We start from the raw sequence: 24,285 nt of genomic DNA, 5'->3' as shown, positions 1-24,285 counted from the left end.
TAGTCACATTTTAAATCACTCCAGGCATCCATATAGGTTGATCAGCGTTAGTGCATCCAGGTAGACAAAAAATTATCTGAAAGCTGATTTATTTGGTTAACCTAATGTTGTAAGTGGAGGATATAAAGTATAAAATTTGTACTTTAGTTTAAATTTATAAAACTATAGCTGGAAATAAGCTTCATCTTATGAATCATCCTGTTTCCCTGCCGGCGCAAGTGCTGAAAGCTTATGAAAAAGTGCCGGATTGTTACCTGATTCTTTCGCCGGAACTTGTCATTCTCACAGCTTCTGATGCTTACCTGGAGGCTACTTTTGCGCAACGAGAGGCCATTGTGGGGAAGTGTTTATTTGATGTTTTCCCCAGGACATCTTCGGCTTCGGAGGAAAGGGTGCTGGATGCATTGTTTGCTTCACTGCAACAGGTACTGAAAACAAAAAAGCCACACCACCTGTCCCGGCACCGCTACGACCTGGTGCATCCGAAAGAAGGCAAGGTAGAGCGGTACAGGCGCATATCCAATACGCCTGTAGAGGAAGGTAGAACTGTTCTTTACCTTATTCATAAAGTAGAAGATATTACCAGGCAGGTAACGGCAGAACAAAGGTTAGCTGGAAATGAAGCCTTGCTGCGTTCTACCGAAGCAGCGGCCGACATTGGTAGTTATGAAGTCGATTTGAAAACGAACAAATTCCATTTTTCCGACGGTTTGTACCGGTTGTTTGGAGAAGAGCCAGGGAATTTTGAACCTTCGCTGGAATGGATTGACAGTCGGTCGCATCCGGATGATCGTTTGCCGGTGAGAAAAGCTTTGAAAGAGGCCGCTGCCAGCAATAAGCCTTATTGCTATACCCGCCGCGTCTACCGGAAAGACGGAGAATTGCGCCTGCTGGAAACTCACGGTAAGGTGATGGCTGATGCGAAGGGTCATGCCATTAAATTTATAGGTGTGGTGCAGGATGTTACCAAACGCAAAAAAGCGGAGAAGGAAATACTCAGCCTGAAAGATGAGATAGCACAAACAGCAACAGATAAATATTATTCCCTCTTCAATTCTATTGATGAAGGGCTTTCTGTATTGGAATTGATCTACGACGATGGAGGCAAACCTGTAGATCTGCGACTGCTGGAAGTGAATCCGGCATACGAAAGAATTACGGGCTTAAAAAACGTTTCAGGTAAGTTAGGCAGCGAAATTGTGCCATCCGAACAATACTGGCTGGATGCGTACGATAGTGTCTTAAAAACAGGAGAGTCACTCCGGTTCGAGAATTATCATGCGGGTACCAAACAATGGTATCGCACCCATACCTCACGCATAGGTGGCCCAGGTAGTCGGATGGTTGCCAACGTATTTGAAGATATAACGGATCGCAAGCAACAGGAGCAACAGCAGGAGTATCTGTTAAAGCTAAGCGATGTGCTCCGGCCGCTTATGAAACCAGTTGAGATACAGGCTGTGGCAGCCCGGATACTGGGAGAGCGCCTGCATACTGACCGTGCCTACTATGTAGATATAAATGAACCTGCCAGTGAACTTATCGTGGCCCATGATTGGCATCGACCAGATGCACCAAGTCATGCCAGACGGTACCCGTTAGGTGATTGGCCGATGCCCTGGCTGATTGATGGGAAAACATGGGTGGTGTGCGACATGAATACTGACTCTGCCATGCCAGCAGACCAGCGTGAATTGTACCTGGGAAACGATATAGGAGCGGCGGTGGTTGTACCTCTTATCAAACAAGGGAAGCTGGTGGCTACCTTTGTCATCAACCAGCGGGATCCAAGATCCTGGACACAAGCCGAAGTCTCTCTTGTAGAAGAAACCGCTGAGCGCACTTGGGCAGCCGTAGAAAGGGCCAAAGCTGAGGAAGCCCTACTCAAACGAGAGGAACAGCTCCGGCTGATCACCAACGCTATGCCGGCTTTGATTGCATATATCGATACCGGGTTTCGCTATCGTTTCGCCAACAAATATTACGAGAACTGGTTCGGGTACTCACCTGAGGAAGTTATCGGCAAGCATATGCGGGAGTTCCTGGGCGATACGGCGTTCGAGCGCCTCCGCCCTCACGTTGAGGCTGCGCTTGCGGGCCAGCGGCATTCGTTCGAGGAGGAGGTTACCTTCAAGTATGGTGGCACACGATACGTTCATTCCGAATTCGTTCCCGAGTTCAGGTCCGACGGCACCGTGGCAGGCTACCATGCCCTCGTTACCGACATCACCGCCAGCAAGCAGGCCGCAGAAGCGCTGAAAAAATCAGAAGAGCAGTTCCGCCAGGCTATTCAGGCTGCTCCCATACCTATTATTATGCACGCCGAAGACGGAGAAGTGCTCCAGATTAGCCGCACCTGGACAGCACTTACGGGTTATCGGCAAGAAGAAGTACCAACCTTCGACCACTGGCTTACCCAGGCCTATGGCGAAGGCGCGGATGTGGTGCGTGGGCACATGCAACAATTATTCAAAGGCAATAAAGTCAGCTTAAACATTGATTTTCCGGTGAGAACCCGCGTCCAAGGCCTGCGGTACTGGAGCTTCAGCGCCTCCTCGCCCGGCACGTTAGCCGACGGACGCCGCTACATTGTAGGCATGGCCGTGGATATTACGGAGCGTAAGCTATCGGAGGAAAAGCTTAGGAATTTTAATAAAACACTGGAGCAACAAGTAGCCGAACGCACCCAGGATTTACGCCAGAGTCGGGATATACTGCAATCTCTTTTCGATACTACGCTGCTTAGTTTGTCCATTCTGAAAGCCGTCCGGGATGAAAAAGGCACTATCATTGATTTTATGATTCTCATCATAAACAAAGAGTTGGAGCGGGTGACAGGCCGGACGGACCTGGTTGGTAAGTTGTATTTGCAAGAATTTCCCGGCATTAAGCAGGCGGGCTTATTTGACCTCATGCTCCGAGTAATGGAAACTGGAGAGCCGGAACAGGTGGAATACTATTACCCGCACGAAAATTTCAATAAATGGTACTCGGCCATGTTCGTAAAGATGGATGACGGGGTGGTGGCCAGCAACTTGGATATTACCGACCGGAAGTTAGCTGAAGCAGAGCTTACCCGCAACTTTGCCATTTTAAATCAGGCCGAAGAAGTAGCCCGGATGGGTAGTTGGGAGTACGACATTGCCAGCGGTGAAATGAGCTGGGGAGCAGGCATGTACCGCCTGTTTGGTTTGCCTGCAGGAAGTCCTGTTAAACCGGAAACTTATCTGCGATACGTTATAGCAGAAGATAAGCCCCTGGCGCAGCGGCTGGTAGAAAAATTGCGGGAAAAGCACGAAGATATAGAAGAAACCCTGCGCCTGCGGGTAGGCGACCAAACACTTACCTGCCGGATGAAGGCCGTGGTGCTGCGCGATGAGCTAGGGGCGCCGACCAAAATACTGGGCACCGATTTAGATATTTCGGAAGTAAAGCGGCTGGAAGAAGAAAACCTGCAAATGCGTTTAAACCAGCAAAAAGAGCTGTTGCTGGCTATTCTGGAAGCGCAGGAAGAAGAGCGCCGGCGCATATCCGAGTCCCTGCACAATGGAGTAGGGCAAATTTTATATGCCACTAAACTAAACCTGGACCAGGTGGCGCAAAAGGTACCCAAAGAGCTGATCCAGCAAACTGAAAACCTGTTAAAAGAGGCTATTGCGGAAACCAGAAGAGTTTCGCACGAGTTGGTTCCTATTATTCTAAACGATTTTGGCCTGGAAAAAGCCATGGAATCTTTATGTCAGCAGTACGACCAGAGTTTATTCCAAGTTAACTGTGAGGTAGATCTGGAAGAGCGGCTCGCTTCTTACCTGGAAATAGCTCTTTATCGCATTAGCCAGGAGCTATTGAATAATGTTGTGAAACATGCCCAGGCTACCCAGGCGGATATATTGCTGGTGCAGGAAGATGGCGAAATCATCCTCAAAGTGCGGGATAACGGCCAGGGAATGAAGCAGGAATCTGGTAAAAAGAAAGGCATCGGGCTTAGAAGTATTGCTGACCGGGTTAAACTGCTGAACGGAACCTTCCTCATCACCGAGTCCAAAACTGGCCGGGGAACCCTGGCTACAGTTAGAATTCCTGTTACTGAAATGTAAGCTACTTCAGTACCTGTTAAATTATATAGTATTCAGTACAAGCAGGGTGCAAAAAGAAGACAGCCAATTAATTAAGTAGATCTGAAATATGGTACGAGAAAGTATCTAGTACTAACTTGTCTGTAATAAAAGTATGGGATCTTCCATGCCTTTGTTACTAGTTCATCAATAACTATCTTTATAACTCTCGTTTACTGCTTACAAATATTTGATTTCAGACTCTTGTTTACTGAATTATCTAAACGAATCTTTAAAGCATTTATTTTATTATTTGATTCAATAAATTTATACTTTTCTGCTAAAAGGATTTACTAATTTAAGCCTATTATTTTTCGTTTAATTTTCTAAAATTGCGCCTCCTCTAATGAAAAGTAGCGGATGCTAAAGCAAGCAGTAATTACTGCTGTAACTGTTAAAGTTACATAAGCATTGGTAAGGCCTAGGAGGGTTGAGCAAAGAATTACACACAACACCTAAACATAATTTGAATGAAGCTTTTCAAGTTCTTACCGATACTACTTGTTAGTGTGGGTATCGCCTTTTTGGATTCCTGCAGCCCCAGGCAAACCGATGACATGACTGCCAGCACTGTCGAAAGGCCCCGGGAAGCCTGGGTACTACGCTCTGTCTTAGATGGAAGGACCCGGGCTTTAAGCATTGCCCTACACCAGAAGCTTTGGGTTGCTTACAGCACAGAAAACGGGGCTTTGTACAAAGCCTGGAATGGGAGGGTTGACTTCAACGGTCCTGTCTATACCTCTGCCCACGGGCCCCAGCCAGTTTCAACCGGTACAACCTATATGGAAGAAGAGGAGGCGAACCCCTGGCGGATCATAGCCGGGGACAAAGAGACCACACCGGAAGTCAACTACCGAGGCCACCGCATCCTGCGAAACCGTGTCACGCTGATGTACGACCTGGTCTACCAGGGAAAGAGCATCAGCATAGAAGAAACCCCGGAGTTCTTCGAGTTGGAAGGCAACAGGGCGGGCTTCGAACGGAGCTTCAGGACAGCCAATGTTCCTGCCGGCGTACAGGTAGGGCTAAAAATGAACCTCAGCTCTCTCCTCTCGGAGAATGACTTCGAAACCGACGGGCAGTTTGTTGCCGGGGAAAAGAAAACAACGAGCCTGGAGAACCAGCAGTTTATTCAGCTGCCGGGCATGCTGAAATTGAACGCCAATGACAGAACGCGTTTCTCAATCAACCTGGCCCTTAAGCCTGAGGCAAAGCAGGTAGAAGCGGAAGTGAACCAGGAAGAACTTGTGGCCGCGCTGTTTGCCCAGAGCGACTGCAACACCTGCCATAACCGTGACGTGAAAACGGTAGGGCCGGCCTATATGGCCATTGCCGAACGCTACGACAACAGCGACAAGAACCGAGACGCCCTGGTTACCAAAGTCATAAAAGGAGGTGCCGGTAACTGGGGGCAAGTGCCCATGACCCCGCACCCTGACCTAAAGGAAGAGGATGCAGCCACTATGGTCTCCTATATTCTGGGCCTGGATGCCGATAAGGAACAAGCCGAGGCCGCAAACAAACTGATGCCCAAGCCTGCTTATGCTATAGCGTTACAGCCACTCAATCCCGCTGAAATGAGCGCCAAAAAGGAAAACTCCGGTATGGCCGTGAATGTCTACCAGTTTAGCAGCGACATTGTAAACCTACCCGAGATCAACGGAGAGATGCTGCCGGTTATGTCAGGCTCTATCAATGCCCTGCATCTGGACGACCAGGACTTTGGCTCTTTCCAGGAAAACTTTGCTATCCACGCCAGCGGCTACCTGAACATTAAGAAGACGACCAACATCGTCTTCCGGTTGGTGTGCGACGATGGCGCCCGCCTGTTCATCGATGACAAACTGGTTGTGGATAATGGCGGCAACCATGGCTTGGAGCCTAAAGACGGGGAGATAATTCTGAAAGCCGGCAGGCACCCTTTCAAAGTAGAGTATTACCAAGGCAAATTTGGCAAAGGCGTCTCCTTGCAGTGGCGGCCGTATGGTAGCGAGGAGTTTGTAGTTGTGCCGCCTTCAGTGTTCACCTTCAATGGTGCTGATATAAAAAGAACGCAGCAAGCGCCCATTGCCGTGAAGAAGGAGGAAGTGCCCGGCGACAAGTCGCCTCTGGAAGCGGTGCACCCAAGTTTTACGTTGGCCCAGGCCAGACCGGACGATTTCCAACCAAGAGTAGGAGGCATGGATTTCCTTCCGGACGGACGCCTGGTGGTGAGCACCTGGGACTCCCTGGGCTCAGTCTTCATCGTGGACAGCCGGCAGGCGAAAAGCGCCCGGGACATCAACGTGAAGCGCATCGCTTACGGTTTAGCGGAGCCTTTGGGCTTGAAAGTGGTTGACGGCGAAATATATGTGCTGCAGAAGCAGGAACTGACGAAGCTGGTGGACTTGGATGAAGACGAAGTGATCGATGAGTACCAGACGGTTTGCAACGGTTGGCGGGTGTCGGCGAATTTCCATGAGTTTGCCTTCGGCCTGGTTTACAAAGACGGCTATTTCTACGGCACCCTGGCCACGGCCATAAATCCCGGCGGTGCCAGCACCAATCCCCAGATCCCCGACAGAGGCAAGGTGGTGAAGATATCCAGGAAAGATGGTTCTTTTGCGTTGGTCGCCAAAGGCCTGCGAACGCCCAACGGCATAGGTCTGGGGGTTGATAATGAGATATTCATCGCTGACAACCAGGGCGACTGGCTTCCGGCCAACAAGATCGTTCACCTGCAGGAAGGGGCCTGGTACGGCTCGCGGTCGGTGGATTTCGAGGGAACCGCTAATGCCACGGAAACGCCTCCGGTGGTATGGCTGACCCAGGATGAAATAGGAAACTCTCCCAGCCAGCCGGCCAAGCTAAACGTTGGCCCTTACAAAAACCAGATGATTCACGGCGACGTCACCCATGGCGGCATCAAGCGGGTCTTTGCCGAAAAAGTGAACGGCGCCTACCAGGGGGTGGTGTTCCGGTTTACCCAAGGCCTGGAAGCGGGCGTAAACCGCCTGGCTTGGGGGCCTGATGGGTCGCTCTACCTCGGCGGCGTTGGCTCTACCGGTAACTGGGGCCATGCAGGGAAGCTGGGCTACGGGTTGCAGAAGTTAACCTTTAACAATTCGACTACTTTCGAAATGCTGGCGGTGAGGGCAAAACCAAACGGCGTGGAAATTGAGTTTACCGAACCGTTAAAGCCAGGGGCAGGAGAAACAGCGGCTGATTATGAAATCCGTCAGTGGTGGTTCAAGCCAACTGCTGACTATGGCGGGCCCAAACTGGACGACCAAAGCCTGAAGATTAAAGCTGTAAAGGTGTCAGCGGACAGGAAAAAGGTGTTCCTGGAGCTGCCCGACATGAAGGCGAAACACGTTGTGTACATCCATCTAAACAAGGAGAGCATTACCAGTAACACCGGAAGGCAGCTTTGGAGCACGGAGGCCTGGTACACTATGAATAGTATACCCGCGAAGCAATAGCCTCTTGGCTGGAGGAAATTACCTTTCAGACATTAAGCGGAATAGCACACGTTCATGTTGTCTACTAATTAGATAGTAGATATAATTTGATAGATAAAAGGTCGCTATAAAAGGCGGTGGCTTAGCACAATAGTCACTCTTTTTTATCAGAAAACTACTTTTAATGCAGCAGCGGATTCCCAGGTAACTCCTGAATAGTTACCTGGGAATCCGCTGCTTTTTAGCTTAAATATAAGCAGCTTCAATTGAGGCGTCATAGCACATAAACTGTTGCTAGAGGGAAGCATGCTTCCGTTCTGATAGACTAATCATATTAAAGTAGCTGAGACTTGTCCTGAAATTATCTCTAAAACAGGTCACGCCACAATTTTCAAATAATAAGTAATCCACTTGCAATCCTGACAATTAAATCTATATTTGTAACTATGTATGTACATAGTGAGAAGCATCGGCTTACTCATCGGTTACTAAAATACCTTTATAGCCATGGATGATAAACCAGACAAAGAGAACTTATATGGAATGATTGGAGCGGCAGCTGCATCTCACGAAGTGAAGGGTAGCGCTACAGTTCCCCCTGCTGTAGCGTTCCGGAAAACGACGCAGTATGTGTTGCCGGTAGAGAAGGCGGAGGCCGTAGAGGGGTATGATGTTTTTCCTTCCTTCAGGATCGGGGAAGGCAAAATAGGAGCAGGCTTTGATTCCTTCGCGGGCTGGTTGAAAAACTATAACCAGGTTGTCCTGGACGGTGATCCGGGGGTTTACTGGGAGAGCTTTATGGGCCAGCTTCACCCGGTTCTGCAAAACGAAAACGTGCCGGTGACCCTGATGCCTGTAAACGGGGCCTTGAAAGGCGAAGACCGGGTTAACGCCATGGTAGCGCCTTACCTGGGCGGGGACGATCCGATTTTCGGGCGCGTGTATGACGGGAGCTTAGCGGACTTTTTCGACCGGGAGAAACTCAACGGCCTGCATCCGGCAAAAGAGGGCCTGACGATACTTTACGGTACGGGTGCCGCCCTGGCAGACTGGGACTGCCCGGTTGTATTTTTGGAGGTGCCTAAAAACGAGGTACAGTATCGTTCCAGGGCAGGGGTGGTGTGTAACATAGGCGAGTCCACTCCTGCCTCGCCCAAGCAACAGTACAAGCGCTTCTACTTTGTGGACTGGGTGGTGATGAATAAGCATAAAAAAGCGTGGCTGCCCAGGGTCTCTGCTGTTGTTGATGAGCAAAGAGGAACAGCCATTACCTGGATGCTGGGGGATGACCTGAGAGGTGCCTTAAAGCAAATGTCCGAGAGTGCCTTTCGGGCACGGCCTTGGTTCGAAGCCGGTGCATGGGGAGGAAACTGGATCAAAGAAAACATCCGGGGGGTGTCGCCGGATGTGCCGAACTACGCCTGGTCTTTCGAGCTTATCACACCTGAAAACGGGGTCGTGTTTGAAAGCGACAGGAAGCTGCTTGAAGTAAGCTTTGCCAACCTGATGCATTACGATAACCGGGCCATACTGGGAAAGGCGGCTTCCTGCTTCGGAGATGAGTTCCCCATTCGGTTCGACTTTTTAGATACGTTCGACGGCGGGAACTTATCGGTGCAGTGCCACCCGACAAAGGCCTACATCAAAGATAACTTTGGAGAGAATTTCACGCAGGATGAAACCTACTATATTTTAGACGCCAGGCAGGATGCAAAAGTATACCTGGGCTTTCAGGAGGACGTGAAAAAGGAGGAGTTCAGGGCCTTGCTTGAGAAAAGCGCGGCTGAAAAAGAAGCCATCCAGGTGGAGGACTTCATTCAGGTCTTTCCTGCAAAAAAGCACGACCTGTTCCTGATTCCGAATGGCACGGTTCATTGCTCCGGGATAAACAACATGGTGCTGGAGATCAGCAGCACCCCCTACATTTACACCTTCAAAATGTACGACTGGCTGCGCCTTGACCTGGACGGGAACCCACGGCCCCTGAACATCGACAGAGCGTTTGAAAACCTGGACTTTGACAGGAGAGGGGAAGCGGCTGCCAGAGAACTGATCTCAGCACAAAGCATTATCCGAAAAGGCGCAGACTGGCAGTTGGTGAATCTTTCTACCCATCCGGAGCACTTTTACGCGGTTCACCGGTTCGAGTTTGATACAGAGGTACAGGCAGAAACAGAGGAACAGTGCCACATCCTAAGCTTAGTAGAAGGAAGCAGCATTGTTGTTAGAACAGGTGACGTGGAGCAGGAGGTGAGTTACGCGGAAACGTTCGTTGTTCCCGCTGCTGCCAGGGCCTATACCCTTGTTAACCGCGGGCCGTCAAGGGCAAAAGTGGTGAAGGCATTTGTGAAAGACGCGTATTGTGGAGGAACGGGTGACAACCAGGCGAGGCGTTGACCTTTATTCGCCTCAGGACACATGGCAGACAGTCTTTCACAAGCTCATTCAAACAAAATGCATCAAAACAGATCCTTTTTCTTATTTGCGATCACTATCGTGGCGACGATGGGGGGGCTGCTGTTCGGGTTCGATATGGCTGTCATCTCTGGCGTGCTGCCTTTCGTTAAAGAGCAGTTTCTCTTATCGGCGGCAGAAGAGGGCTGGTTCGTGTCATCTGCGCTTGTAGGCGCCATTGGCGGAGTTGGCTTTTCGGGAGAGCTAAGCGACCGGTGGGGGCGTAAGAACCTACTCCTACTGGCCGCTATCCTGTTCCTGGTTTCTGCCGTAGGCACAGCTGGAGCACCGTCTTTCATCGTATTGGTCATAGCGCGTATGCTGGGCGGCATCGGGGTAGGTGTGGCGTCTATCGTGGCGCCGCTGTATATATCGGAGATTGCCCCTGCGGCCGTGCGCGGTCGTTTGGTTACCTTTTATCAGCTGGCTATCACGCTTGGCATTGTCGTGGCATACCTCACAAACGCCGGATTGCTGAACATTTCGCTGGCAGGCGGAGAGAGTAGCCGCAGCGAAGGCTTGTTTGAGTACCTGGTAATGGATGAGGTATGGCGCAGCATGTTTGGCCTGGAGGCACTCCCGGCTGTGCTCTTCCTCATAGGGCTGTTGTTTGTGCCGGAGAGTCCGCGCTGGTTAATACAGAAAGGGCGGGTTGCAGAAGGGATCGGGATCCTTTCCAGAATCAGCAGCCGTCCGGAGGCTGAAAAAGATGCTTTGAGCATACAGCACACCCTGAAGCAGGAAACAGGTTCTTATAAAGAGCTGTTTGCGCCCGGCATGCGAAAGGCATTGTGGATAGGCCTGCTTTTGCCTCTCTTTTCGCAGTTCAGCGGTGTGAACGCAGTTATCTACTACGGTCCCCGTATTCTGAACGATGCCGGTATCGACATGAGCAATGCCCTGATGGGGCAGGTGATTTTCGGGCTCGCCAATTTCCTGTTTACCCTGATCGCTGTCTGGAAGGTAGACAAACTGGGGCGTCGCCCGCTTTACCTGATAGGTTCGGCAGGCGCGACCGTCAGCCTGTTCTTAACAGGCTATAGCTTTTACAGCGGCGGTTCCAACCTGCTTCTGTTGGTGAGCATCATTGTATTTCTGGCCTGTTTTGCCTTTTCCATTGGCCCTCTGAAGTTTGTGGTTGCCGCCGAGATTTTCCCCAACAAAGTCAGAGGCAGGGCGCTGGCGCTCAGCATCATGGTGATGTGGGTGGCGGATACGATCGTAGGGCAGATAACCCCCATCTTTCTGGCTTCTTACGGTGCCGCCGTTACTTTCTGGTTCTTTGCCGCTTTCTGCCTCATCGCTTTTTGGGTAGTGTACAAAATGGTGCCGGAAACAAAAGGGAAAACGTTGGAAGAAATACAAAATATGTGGGCAACTCCGTCAAAAGAGAAAAGTTCAGGCTAAGGTTTCAAAGGGGCTTCTAAATGCTTGGATGCGGATGACAATGAGCCCTTTGTTACATACCTGGCTGCTGTTTGTTTTATAAATCCTTATCATATAACTGATGAATAACCTGGTTAGAAGTGTAAAGCTTGTTTTTACTGTTGCACTATGCTCCGCATCGCTTATGTCCTGCCTTACAAGCCAGGAAAGCGGCGTAAAGCAGGAGAGCGTTTTGAAATATGTGGACCCCAACATAGGCACGGCCCATAGCCGCTGGTTTTTCTATACCCCGGCCGCTGTGCCCTACGGCATGGCCAAACTGGCCCCCTCCACCAATGGGCATTACGGAAATAAAGACGGCTGGGAAGCCGTAGGGTATGACACCCGGCACAATTCTATTGAGGGATTTGTGCATTTTCATGAATGGCAGGTAGGAGGAGTAAGCTTTATGCCTACGGCCGGAGAGCTGAAAGTACGCCCCGGCGATTTGGAGAACACAGGCAGCGGCTACCGGTCTGCTTTTGACAGGAAAAACGAGCTGGCTGAACCAGGCTATTATAGAGTGGTGTTGGATGAGCACCAGATTACTGCCGAACTGACCGCCACCAAGCGCGTCGGGTTCCACCGCTATACTTTCCCTGAGAACGACCAGTCTAGGATCATGCTGGATATAGGGAATGTACAGGGGGAGAGTGGCTGGGTTACGGATGCTTCCATTAAAATGGTCGATGACACCCATTTCGAGGGCTTTGTGGAGACCTATCCGAAATATGTGAAAAAATACGACCCTGAAGGCAAGGTGTTTATGTATTTCTACGGAGAAGTTAGCAAGAAGCCTCTGCGCGTTGGTTCCTTCTCGGAAAAAGGGGTAGAGGCCTCTGCAACGGTAGCCACGGGCAAAGGAGCCGGTCTTTACCTGGAGTACCATACCCAAGACCAGGAATCCATCGAAATAAAAGTAGGGCTATCCTATACCTCCACGCAGAATGCCAGGTTAAACCTGGCCGCCGAGGGCGAAAAGCTCTCGTTTGACAAAGCCAGGGAGCAGGCCCAAAGCGCATGGGAACAAGAGTTAAGCAAGCTGCAGGTAGAAGGCCCAGACGAGAGAGATAAAGTCAAGTTCTACACCGGTCTATACCATGCATTGTTGGGCCGCGGCGTGGCCAGCGATGTGAACGGCGCCTTCCCCCGGCACGACGGGACAATCGGGCAGTTACCCCGCGACGCGAAGGGAAACTTCAGCTATAACTTTATGAATACGGATGCCATTTGGGGGGGCTACTGGAACATCACCCAATTGTGGGCTTTAGCTTACCCGCAGCATTACAACGATTTTGTGCACACCCAGTTGCAGGTCTATAAAGAGCGAGGGTGGTTCGGCGACGGTATAGCCAACAGTAATTTTGTTTCAGGGGTAGGCACCAATATGGTAGGGCTGGCCGTGGCAGCGGCTTACAATGCCGGTATCCGGGACTATGACACGGAGCTGGCTTATAAAGCGGTTTACGCAAATGAGATGAGCTGGAAAAACAGGGTGGAAGGCTCCGGTAAAATGGATGTGAAGGCTTTTGTAGAGCGCGGGTACAGCCCTTTTATAGGAGGGGGCGATCTTTTTATCACGGATTCTACGGGGTCTACGTTTTCAGCCTCGCACACCATGGAATACGCCTTTAGTGCCTACGCGGCCGCCCAGATGGCAAAATCGATGGGCAAGACGGAAGACTACCAGAAGCTAATGAAGTATGCGGGCGGCTGGAAGAACCTGTTCAACCCGCAGTCTAAGCTGATACACCCCAAAGACATCCATGGCAATTTCATCGCTCCGTTTGACCCGTACCAGGCCTGGAGAGGCTTCCAGGAAGGAAATGCCATCCAGTATACCTTTTTTGTTCCTCAGAACCCGGAAGCATTGATCTCTGCCGTGGGTAAAGAAGAGTTCAACACCAGGTTGAACAGTATTTTTGCCGAGTCTCAAAAGAACGCCTTTGGCGGGGGCAAAACCATTGACGCCTTTGCGGGCATCAACGCCATATACAACCACGGGAACCAACCTAACCTGCACATCAGCTGGCTCTTTAACTTCTCGGGCCAGCCTTGGCTAACGCAAAAATGGACCAGGGCCATTTGCGATGAGTTCTACGGTACAGAGGGGGTACACGGCTACGGCTACGGGCAGGACGAGGACCAGGGCCAGCTGGGCTCCTGGTATAACCTGGCTGCGCTCGGGCTGTTCGATGTGAAAGGCTTTACCGACGCCAGGCCTGTTGTGCAAATCGGAAGCCCGCTGTTCGACAAGGCGACCATTGCATTGGGCAATAAGAAGCAGTTGGTTATCGAGGCCGAAAACAATGCAGCTGAAAACGTGTACATCCAGTCCGCGGAGTTCAACGGCAAGCCATTGAACAACTGCTGGTTGTACCGGGACGAGTTGATGCAGGGGGGCAAACTCAAGTTTGTCATGGGTAGCCAGCCCAATAAGAACTGGGGAGTTCAGGCACCTCCGCCTTCTGTGCAATAGCAGCTGTCCGTAAGGCAGTTTACTACGCAGATTGGCTGACGTAATACTCCTGATTAATCACGATGAAGCGCATGTATGAATTTGTTCTTTGTGCTGAGAATAAATTCATACATGCGCTTCATTACCTTTACCTGAGCCTCATGACCTCGTGCTTTCTACCGTATACACAAAGCTATCGGCCTTGTAATATCCCAGGTTATATTCCATTGGCCGCTCTCCCTGGTCATACACAAACCGTTTTCTAAATAAAACAGGCTCTCCTAATTTCATTTCAAGCTTCTTAGCTAAAAAGCCATCAGCTGCTATGGCTGTGATTTCTTCTTTGGATAATTGAGCAATAATAGAATAGTCATTTTGCAGAATCTCATAAAGTGGCCGTTTAAAGTTTTCCTCTCCATTCAACCCCACCCTGGGATGGAAGAAGGAGACGAAATAGACAAAAGGACCTTCCTCTCTTCCTCTGAGCCTTTCAAGCTTCAGAACTTTTCTATCGGCAGGGATTTCGAAAAAGTTAGCTATGCTCTCGTCTGGCAGCACCCAGCTTACATGAAGCTCAAAATTCTTTATTGGAATTCCCCGTGCCTGCATTTCCTGTGAGAAGCTGAGCCAGTTCTGTGATTTAGAGCTAACGGAGGGCATGGCAACTTTTGTCCCGATGCCCTTTTTTCTTATCAGTAACCCCTCATACACCAGTTTGTTGATGGCCTGCCGTAGTGTCGTTCTGGATATTGCCAACTGCTTTGCCAGTTCCATTTCATTGGGCAATAGCTTACCGTTTTTGTAAATAGGATCATTTATGAGTTCTCGGAGTAGATATTCTGCCTGAATGTGCAGTGGGATAGGATTTTTTCGATCAAGAGCTAAGTTCATAGGAACTGGTAAAGAATATTTTATATAAAAAACTATAGTTACAGAACGAAAGACTTCTCCTGTAACAAAATCAGTGGTCAGCAATATACATCATAGCTAAATTACGAATTCTTTATAAGAATGTATTTACATTAAAACATGATCCTACCTAAAACGATTAAGTAAAAAATGATAATTTTAAGTCGTGCTTGGACTACCTCTGGTTAAAGCTGAAATTTGTAGATGAACAGCAATGAGAGGAACCAATCTGAGCGGATGAATCTGTAGGATTGGTAGTTAAAGGTCGTCTAAGCTTCTTAAGCAGTTTGGGCAAGCGGAAATTAAGCCTTTGTAGCATTCTGAAAAGCAGGAGGCTGGTTTAATTTAGAGATTGCCTTGGTTAATAATGTAGTACTCAAACCTAAGAATAATGTATAAGTTACTTCTGATTTTCTTTGCTTTCTGGCTTGTAAGCTGCACCCCTGAACTAAAGCAAACCTATCAACAGCAGGTTATTCCAGGTGAACTGCCTGATCCTTCGATTATTAGGGTAGGTGATATGTATTATGCCAGTGGGTCGTCCAACAACTGGGGACCTTACTATCCAATTTATCAATCCAAAGACCTGAAGACATGGGAATTCGTCAACTACGTATTCGATGAAAAGCCTGCCTGGACAATAGACAGCTATTGGGCACCTGAACTGTATTACGACAAAGGTACCTTTTACTGTTATTACACCGCCAGAAGGACCGATGGTGTTTCCTGTATAGGTGTAGCAACTACCAGTGATATCAGAAAAGGATTTACAGACCATGGCATCATTATCGAGTGGGGTAACGAAGCCATAGATGCTTATGTTTATGAGGAAGACGGTACCAAGTACATCACCTGGAAAGCATACGGACTTAACCCGGACAAGCCCATTCAAATCCTGGGATCAGCTTTAACAGATGATGGATTAAAACTGACAGGTGAAGCATTTGATATACTAACGGCTGAGGAAGGCAGCTGGGAAAGCGGAGGAATAGAAGGCCAATGCATTGTGAAACATGGCGACTATCTTTATATGCTTTATTCTGGAAATGCCTGTTGTGGTGGCTCTTGCGACTACCAGGTAGGTGTAGCCAGGGCTAAATCCATGCTAGGCCCTTGGGAAAAAAATCCCGCAAATCCCATTTTAACTGGCAATGAGACCTGGAAATGTCCAGGCCATGGCACTGCTGTAAACACGGGGCAGGAATGGCAATATCTTTATCATGCCTATCATAGCTACGGATTTCCATACTTAGGCAGGTCGGTCATGCTCAGCCCATTTTTCTGGGATAATAAAACGGAATGGCCTTACTTCAACCTCACCGCTGAAAACATCAGGCCTGGGCAACTCCAAACCGATAAGGTTGATGAGTTCGATAATGGTCTGGCCGACTGGTGGCGGTATGACGCATCCACCTACCTGCCTGTCACTGAAATTTCAAACTCCAGGCTCCGGTTAAAAGATGAGCCAATTGTGAAGGGAGAACACATCTTCTCTGCCTTGGTAACTGTGCCCGAGCGAGGTGATTTTGAAATCAGCACGACCATCACCCAGGAAAGCAAGGTGCTGAGCGGACTGGTATATTATGCGACCAACAATAAGGCTTTAGGGTTTGGGGTAAAGGAAAGCAAGCTGGTGGTCTGGAAGTCGGATGAAGATACCTTTGAGGTACTCTCGGAAGCAGAAGTCAGCACAACGGCAACTGTTTACCTGCGGTCAACTGCTAAAGGAGCTAATTTATTTGAGTTTGCCTACAGCACAGATAATGAAAATTGGACAGCCATGCCCTTGGACGCTCCTGTAAAGGCAAGCTACCTCGCTTGGTGGTCCTGGGGAATGAAAGCAGGTTTATTTGTGAAGGCTGATAAGGAGGCAGAAAATAAGTATGGAACCTTTGGTAACTTCAGATTGACCTACCTGTAAAGCAGGTGGATCATAAGGTGATCGGGGAGCGCCAGTGAGGTTTTAACACATGTTCTCACCCCAAAAATACGTTTGCAAGGTTTACTTCTATAATTAATTTATAGAATACAGATTGTGAAAGCTTGCGGAATATTCTATATTTACAGAACAACGAATAGCGTCTTTCATTGCTATCTTATTGTCTGAAGAATTTCTGAGCTATTTTCAATGAAATGGGCGCTCGGTATATTGTCAGAAATACCAGTGAATTCTACATTTTCTTTGCTTTGGAAGTGTGACTAATCACTTTATATAAGGCGCTGCTTGAGTGGAGGCCGCTGAAAAGCTTTCTGTTTTTTGTCGGGGTTTAGCTTACGAGACATACATTAAAAATCTAAATGCTTGGCAGGATCTGTATAACGGTCACATTACTTAATGCGCGGTTCCAGGGCTACGGTAGTAATAGGGGTAAAGATAAGCTTTGCGAAAAGGTGTATAAAAAATGATTTCATAGCCCTTGATGAGTTATACTGACAAACATACCTAAGATAACGCATTCATAGGCTAACACAACGTACTGCGCACTAACACAGGCACGATAAGTTGGTTTAGTGGCCTTTGTGCTGAGGGAATACCTGTTGATAAGGAGGAAAGCGATATACTTCTCTTCAGAAAAGTGGAACTGCTGGAAGATGTGCTTATTTGAAGAAATTGTTTTATAAATGTTTGCAGTAGGTAATGCTGCTGTATACTTTGATTTTCTACAGTGAAAATAAAATTTAGATTACTTTTTTTTCTTTTTTTTATATGCCAGCTTGCTCTTGCTCAATCTGGTAAATTATTTTCTGTTGACCTGGAACTGTCTAATAGCCTCATTTACCAGGTTTACCAGGATAGCAAGGGTATTATCTGGATTGCCACTGAAGATGGCTTGAACCGTTACGATGGTTCCAAGTTCACTATTTACAAACATGATCAGCGTGACCCGAGTACTATTCAGAACAATTATGTCCGGCTTCTGTTTGAAGATAAAGAAGGGCATCTGCTGATTGGGTATTTCAATGGGCTCCAGCTTTACGATTACGCGACCGACTCATTCAGGCATATTCCTCTGGAACTGGAAGGGGGGAACAAGTTCGATGCTCATGTGCTGCATATTATGCAACGGCGAAACGGGGAAGTTCTGATCGGTACTTCGGGCGTAGGAATATTCACTATCAACTTTGACGGACCGACGCCAACAGCAAAACAAGTAAGGAGGAACCTGCCATCAGGCGGCATTGACTATATTTTCGAGGACAAAGACTTGAACCTTTGGGTGTCCACCCAGGAAAACGGACTTTACCGCATCAGCAAAGAAGGTAAAACAAAGCACTTTCTTCCATCTAAAGAAATTCCTTCGAGTACAATCACCGGAATTTGCCAGGATAAAGAAGGCAATGTGTACCTGAGCAGTCTGAGTAACGGGCTTTTTATCCATCATAAAACAACAGACGACTTCAGGCAGATTGAATATCCTCCTTCACCCAATCTCTCCATCAGTACAATGCACCTGAGCAAGCAGGACAAGCTTTACCTGGGCACGGAAGGTGAGGGCGTTAAAATTTATGATTTGAAGAACAAAGTAATTACAGATGGCAACTTTAACGTTGCTACTTTCGATTTTAACAAATCGAAAGTGCATTCTATTCTCGAAGACAAGGAGGGGAATCTGTGGTTGGGAATCTACCAGAAAGGTGTAATGCTGTTGCCCGCCAGTGCCAGTAATTTCAAGTATATCGGCTATAAATCGATTAATAACAACATTATAGGTTCTAATGCGGTGCTTTCCATGTATAAAGATTATGAAGGAACCGTTTGGGTCGGGACAGACAGTGACGGCCTTTATGGAATAGGTCCTGATGGAGAGCCTAAAGTTCATTATACCCGCACCAAAAATCCCGCTTCCGTGTCTTCCTCTATCATGAGTATTTTCGAAGATTCGGACAGCAACCTTTGGCTAGGCTCATACCTGCACGGCCTGGCGAAGCTAAATCGCAGAACCGGAACATGCGAATACATTACCACCATCCGGGACCAAAGCGGCGACCAAGTAGAGCGTATTTACAGCATAACAGAAGATAAGGATAAGACTTTATGGATTGGTACGATGGGAGCTGGTTTGTTTTCCATGGACTTACGTTCTCAGCAAGTAACCAATTATGTTGCCACTCCGGGTGCTGATGGCGGTGGGCAACAGAACTTCCTTCATAACCGCTGGATCAATTGCCTGTTGGTAACAAGTAAAAATAAACTCTATATCGGCACCTATGATGGACTGGGATGCATGGACCTTCAGACGAAGAATTTTGCGTCCACACACGGCACCAATCGTATGCTGCAAGGGCATATCATCTATTCTTTGCATGAAGATGCGAACGGAAGCATCTGGATAGGCACTTCACAGGGCCTGATGCGGCTGGATGGCAGCATAAATGACATGGAAGTATACACCATGGAAGATGGCCTACCCAGCAATGTTATTTGTGCCGTTAAAGGAGATGAAGCCGGTAATCTCTGGATTAGTACGAACTACGGTATATCCAAGCTCAACTCCCAAACTAACAGCTTTATAAATTATTATGCCAATGATGGATTACAGGGGAATGAGTTTAGCAAAGGAGCTGCTTTTATAACCGAAGAAGGAAAAATCATGTTTGGAGGGATAAATGGCATTACTCATTTCCAGCCAGAGGAAATTCCCCCTGTTGTCTACTCCCCTGAAAAGAAACTAGACATACGCATTACAGGCTTTTACCTTCATAACCAGCCTGTAAAAAAAGGAATGAAATCCGGTAAATATGATATCATCGACCGGGCGGTAATGGATACGGATAGCTTTCATCTCTCCCACAAAGACAATTCTTTCAGTATAGAATTGTCGGCCATGGATTTTGCCAATCCGGAGCGTATAACCTACCAATACGCCTTGCAGCAAGGCGGCTGGATAAACCTGCGACCTGGAACAAACACCGTTAATTTTACTGACCTGGTACCCGGTACTTATCGTTTCCGGTTCAGGGCAAAAAGTTATAACCATTACTCCGACGAAAAGGAGATTGCCATCATCATTTATCCTGCCTGGTATTTTTCCGCCTGGGCTAAATTTGCCTATGGGCTTCTGCTCACGGTCGTCCTGTCGTTAGTGGTACTGCAGATCCGGCAAAGGCAGCAAACACGCCGGAAAATGCAGGAGCACCTGCATGCGAAACAAATCATCGATGCAAAGTTGCAGTTCTTTATCAACATTTCGCACGAGATCCGGACTCCAATGTCTTTGATCATCAGCCCGCTTAAGAAGTTAATGTCGCTTGATACTGACCGTGAACGCCAGAAAGCCTACGCTACCATGCACCGCAACTCTGATCGTATCCTGCACCTTATCAACCAGTTGATGGATATCCGGAAGATTGACAAGGGGCAAATGGAAATGAAGTTTCAGAAAATCGAAATGGTAGGATTCATAAAAGAGCTTTGTGCCATTTTTGATGAACAGGCAAAATCCAAGAACATAGCCCTTCGCTTTCACCACCAGACGGAAGAGTTGCCGGTGTGGGTAGATCCAAGTCATTTTGACAAGGCTATTCTGAACGTGCTGTCGAACGCCTTTAAGTTTACTCCCAAGGACGGCCAGATTAATGTTTACCTGCATACAACAGAGGGTAACGTTAGTTTAAAGGAGCTGCCGCATTTTTTTGAGATAATTGTAGCAGATACCGGTATTGGCATAAAGCAAGGAGAGGAGGAAAAAATATTTGAGTGTTTCTACCAGGTTAGGGCCTCTCAGAACCATTTTGTCGGCGGTACCGGTATTGGCCTGAACCTGACGCAGTCTATTGTAGAACTTCATCATGGCACCATTAAAGCCGAAAATAACGCTGAAGGACCAGGTTGCCGTTTCATCATGCGTTTCCCTTTAGGGAAAGATCACCTGCAGGAAGAGGAACTGCTAACTGATGCACCTGTTCCTGTGCCAAACCCGGAAGCTGTTACGCTGCCTTTGCCGGTTCTATCGGAAGATGAGCCAGAAGAGAAGGTGAAAGCAAAAACAAAGAGCCATGTGTTGGTGGTAGACGATGATGATGAGATCCGGAAGTATATTTGCCACGAACTGGCTTCGGACTACCATATCATGGAGAGTAGCAACGGGAAAGAGGCTCTCTCAGTCTTACTTCATAAACCAGCAGATATCATTATCAGTGATGTGACAATGCCTGAAATGGACGGCATTACGCTCTGCAGAAAAATCAAGCAGAATGTTAATATCAATCATATCCCCATTGTGCTGTTAACGGCCAGATCGGAGGAGGAGGATAAACTGGAAGGCTTAGGAACTGGCGCCGATGCTTACATTGTGAAACCGTTTAATATCGAGATACTGAAAAAGACGGTGCAGAACATCATTAAAAACCGCGCCCTCCTGAAAAACAATTTTAGCGGCAACCAGCAACAGACAGATAAGGTGCAGAAGGTCTCTTTGAAATCAGCAGACGAAAAGCTGCTGCATAAGCTGCTTGATATCATTAACCAGAACATGGATAATCCGGCCTTGAATGTGGAAATGCTTGCCAATGAAGTAGGCATCAGCCGGGTACATTTGCACCGGAAGATGAAAGAATTAACGAACCAGACGACTCGTGACTTTATACGCAATGTGCGTTTAAAACAAGCTGCAGACCTGCTTTCGAGCAAGCATCTTAACATTTCTGAAGTAGCCTTCTCTGTTGGTTTCGCAAATCTTGCATCGTTTTCTGCAGCTTTTAAAGAGCTTTACGGTGTGCCGCCAACTGTTTACATGGAGTCTCATTTAAAACAGCAACACGACACGAATTAATTTCACCAACATAGTATCAGGAAAGCAAGCCTTCATAGCTTAAGCGTTACAAGTTCTGCAGGTAAAAGCGTTGCTTTCCTGCTTGTGTTTTCTTTAACACCAGACAGGCTATCAGACATCAGGCGGTTCCAGCCATATCCTCACACTAATTTAATTTGAACCGGACAAAGCGGCTACTATTTGCCATTAGTGGCCACGCGGTGCTATGCCCTTTACTCAAGTGTAGGATATGCTGAAGGGCTTACAAATGCCGCGCCTTGTTGAAAAAATGCATAAACTTCTATAGCTGTAAAACAGGTAACCTTTTACCGGGCCTTGGGCTGCTCAAGCTTGTTTTAGTGAGTGAGGACTTATAAACAACAGTGTTTCAGGCAGTATGTTACATAAGCATAAACAATTGTAACATGAATTTTGAGGAATGTATCATACAGAAAAGGACGTGTTACATATCCATGATTATTTAGATGTCTAATAAAATATATTTGCTAGGGAGGAAAAGAGAAAACCATGCTTTCAAATGATTCAATGCTTTGTTATGGGAGGATCACATGAAGTTCTTTTTTTTATACAGTATTGTATAAGTGATTCCTCACCTATGTGTTTAGAAAGACTAGCTGCATATAGGAGAATATCAGTCTGAAGAATACTTAAGTATCGTCTTGTGTTGCATTGAATAAGTAATTCCTCACTTATTACGAGTAAGGGAAGCCCAAAGAGCCAGCATGCTTCACCGGGTAATACAACAGCACACAGCACAAGCATAAACAGGAAATAAAGATTTTCAGGAAAATGGCCTGCTCTAACGGTAAAGATGCTATTGCATAACAGGAGTTATCCAGGTATGTAGAGAGGGTTACAGATATACAACCAAGTCGAAGCGAACATTAATTTAAACATACTAAATGCATAAGAGAAAAAAATGGAGTGCGCTACCGTTTCTGCTGCTGCTGGCAGCCGGACTAGGTAGTGGCTGTGCTGACAGTTCTAAAGCGGTGGTAGATCGTGCTGAAACCAATCAGGCTGCTCAAACGGCAGGCAAGGCCGGGGCACATTTTGATTATTTCTCCTATAAGGGACAAGATGATTATTACAACGAGAATACGCTTCCTGGCAAGGATTATTTTTATAACCCTATCTTACCCGGCTGGTATTCTGACCCCAGTATCTGTAAAAATGGGGATGACTATTTTATGGTTACTTCCACATTCTCCTATTTCCCGGGAGTGCCGATTTTCCACAGCAAGGATCTGGTAAACTGGAAACAGATAGGGCATGTTTTAGACAGGCCTTCCCAGTTAAAACTGGACGGGCAGAAAGTTAGCCAGGGCATATTTGCTCCTGCTATCAGCTACAACCCGCATAACCAAACGTACTATATGGTTACCACCAATGTTGGTGGGGGGAACTTCTTTGTGAAAACAAAAGATCCCTTCGGCCCCTGGTCCGATCCCATCTGGATTCGGGAAGTGCCCGGAATCGACCCCTCTTTTTTCTTCGACGACGATGGCAAAGCCTATATTCTGAACAATGATGCGCCGGATGGCCCGGCTTTGTATGACGGGCATCGGGCCATTAAAATTCAGGAATTTGATCCGGCAACAGACAAAGTAATAGGACCACGTAAAATGCTGGTTAACGGAGGTGTGCGGCCGGAAGAAAAGCCCATTTGGATAGAAGGGCCTCATATGTACAAAATTAACGGGCAATACCTGTTAATGTCAGCTGAAGGTGGCACAGGCCCCGATCACTCTGAAGTAATCCTGCGAGGAAATGCTCCCATGGGAGATTTCAAACCGTGGCAAGAAAACCCTATCCTTACCCAACGCCACCTGGACCCGAAACGTGCAAACCCGATCACATGCGCAGGGCATGCTGATTTGGTTGAGGCAAAGGAAGGGGAGTGGTGGGCTGTTTTCCTGGCCTGCCGCCCGATTGAAGGCAAATTTGAGAACCTGGGGAGAGAAACGTTTCTCATGCCGGTCAGGTGGAGCAAAGATGGCTACCCTTACATGACACAAGGCAATGAATTAATTCCGATGATGCTCCAGAAGAAAGGTGTTCAGCCTGCGCAGGAGGTAACGTATGGTAATTTCGAGAAGCACGATGACTTTGATGCCGCAGTACTTGGAAAAGAGTGGATGACACTGCGTGGTGATGCAAATTCTGTCTACGCTTTGAATAAGGTTCCCGGTTTTCTATCCCTGGAGTGTGCCGAAGCCAATGCCTCTGAGTTAAAGACACCGGCATTTGTATCCCGGCGAATGCAGCACCATAAATTCGAAGGCGAAACAAAGCTACACTTTGAACCCACAGACGACAAGGAAGCTGCCGGTCTACTGCTTTTCAAAGATGAGACGCACCAGTATTTTTTATCAGTTTCCAAAGAAGGTAACCACCGGAAAGTATGCGTCGAGAAGATTTCGGATGCAGAAGCCCGGGTTCTTGCCAGTAAAACCATTGCTCAGGGCAATGATCCCATCGGGTTGAAAGTGGTGTCTGAGGGTACGCATTATAATTTTTATTACGCAGTAGGTAAACAGGAGTGGACGGAGCTGGCCAGGCAAGTGAACGCCCATTATTTATCCACTGCCAACTCCTTCGGCTTTACAGGTACCAATATAGGACTGTACGCAACAAAAAATCCATTCCGGAAAAGAGAAGTGCAATAGGAGGTTGCCCCGTCCGCAGGGGCGGGGCAGCTTCATTTTAAT

Annotated in this window: 9 protein-coding genes; 8 read left to right on the top strand and 1 reads right to left on the bottom strand. The window is 47.8% G+C overall.

Features of this window, described 5'->3' with window-relative positions; all coding sequences use genetic code 11:
- Nucleotides 1-188: 188 nt before the first annotated feature.
- From C1N53_RS08425 to C1N53_RS08405, 5 genes are all read left to right on the top strand, one after another.
- Nucleotides 189-4,097 carry a PAS domain S-box protein gene (locus tag C1N53_RS08425; RefSeq protein WP_137758881.1) on the top strand — a complete coding sequence of 1,303 codons (3,909 nt, stop codon included), beginning with the start codon at nucleotides 189-191 and terminating at the stop codon, nucleotides 4,095-4,097.
- Nucleotides 4,098-4,585: 488 nt separating this feature from the next.
- Nucleotides 4,586-7,576, top strand: coding sequence for a PA14 domain-containing protein (locus C1N53_RS08420; protein ID WP_137758880.1), 2,991 nt, complete (start codon nucleotides 4,586-4,588; stop codon nucleotides 7,574-7,576).
- 486 nt (nucleotides 7,577-8,062) lie between these two features.
- On the top strand, nucleotides 8,063-9,952 hold the full coding sequence (locus tag C1N53_RS08415) for a class I mannose-6-phosphate isomerase (protein WP_206077632.1): 1,890 nt from the start codon (nucleotides 8,063-8,065) through the stop codon (nucleotides 9,950-9,952).
- Between the two features lie 57 nt (nucleotides 9,953-10,009).
- On the top strand, nucleotides 10,010-11,416 hold the full coding sequence (locus C1N53_RS08410) for a sugar porter family MFS transporter (RefSeq protein ID WP_137758879.1): 1,407 nt from the start codon (nucleotides 10,010-10,012) through the stop codon (nucleotides 11,414-11,416).
- A gap of 100 nt (nucleotides 11,417-11,516) precedes the next feature.
- Nucleotides 11,517-13,913 carry a GH92 family glycosyl hydrolase gene (locus C1N53_RS08405; RefSeq protein WP_137758878.1) on the top strand — a complete coding sequence of 799 codons (2,397 nt, stop codon included), beginning with the start codon at nucleotides 11,517-11,519 and terminating at the stop codon, nucleotides 13,911-13,913.
- A 138-nt stretch (nucleotides 13,914-14,051) separates the two neighbouring features.
- Here the strand turns inward: C1N53_RS08405 and C1N53_RS08400 are convergent, their stop codons facing one another.
- Nucleotides 14,052-14,783, bottom strand: a complete 732-nt coding sequence (locus C1N53_RS08400) for a GntR family transcriptional regulator (protein ID WP_137758877.1) — start codon at nucleotides 14,781-14,783, stop codon at nucleotides 14,052-14,054.
- A 409-nt stretch (nucleotides 14,784-15,192) separates the two neighbouring features.
- On the opposite strand from C1N53_RS08400, the gene C1N53_RS08395 reads away from it, so the two are divergent.
- The 3 genes from C1N53_RS08395 (at nucleotide 15,193) to C1N53_RS08385 (ending at nucleotide 24,243) form a co-directional block, all read left to right on the top strand.
- Nucleotides 15,193-16,722, top strand: coding sequence for a family 43 glycosylhydrolase (locus tag C1N53_RS08395; RefSeq protein ID WP_137758876.1), 1,530 nt, complete (start codon nucleotides 15,193-15,195; stop codon nucleotides 16,720-16,722).
- Between the two features lie 745 nt (nucleotides 16,723-17,467).
- Nucleotides 17,468-21,574 carry a two-component regulator propeller domain-containing protein gene (locus C1N53_RS08390; protein WP_206077631.1) on the top strand — a complete coding sequence of 1,369 codons (4,107 nt, stop codon included), beginning with the start codon at nucleotides 17,468-17,470 and terminating at the stop codon, nucleotides 21,572-21,574.
- 902 nt (nucleotides 21,575-22,476) lie between these two features.
- The gene (locus tag C1N53_RS08385; RefSeq protein ID WP_137758875.1) at nucleotides 22,477-24,243 is read left to right on the top strand and encodes a glycoside hydrolase family 43 protein; all 1,767 of its coding nucleotides are present in this window, start codon (nucleotides 22,477-22,479) and stop codon (nucleotides 24,241-24,243) included.
- The last annotated feature ends 42 nt before the right edge of the window (nucleotides 24,244-24,285 follow it).

The sequence above is a fragment of the Pontibacter sp. SGAir0037 genome, from assembly GCF_005491705.1.
GTDB lineage: Bacteria > Bacteroidota > Bacteroidia > Cytophagales > Hymenobacteraceae > Pontibacter.
This window is presented reverse-complemented; position numbering and strand designations above follow the sequence as displayed.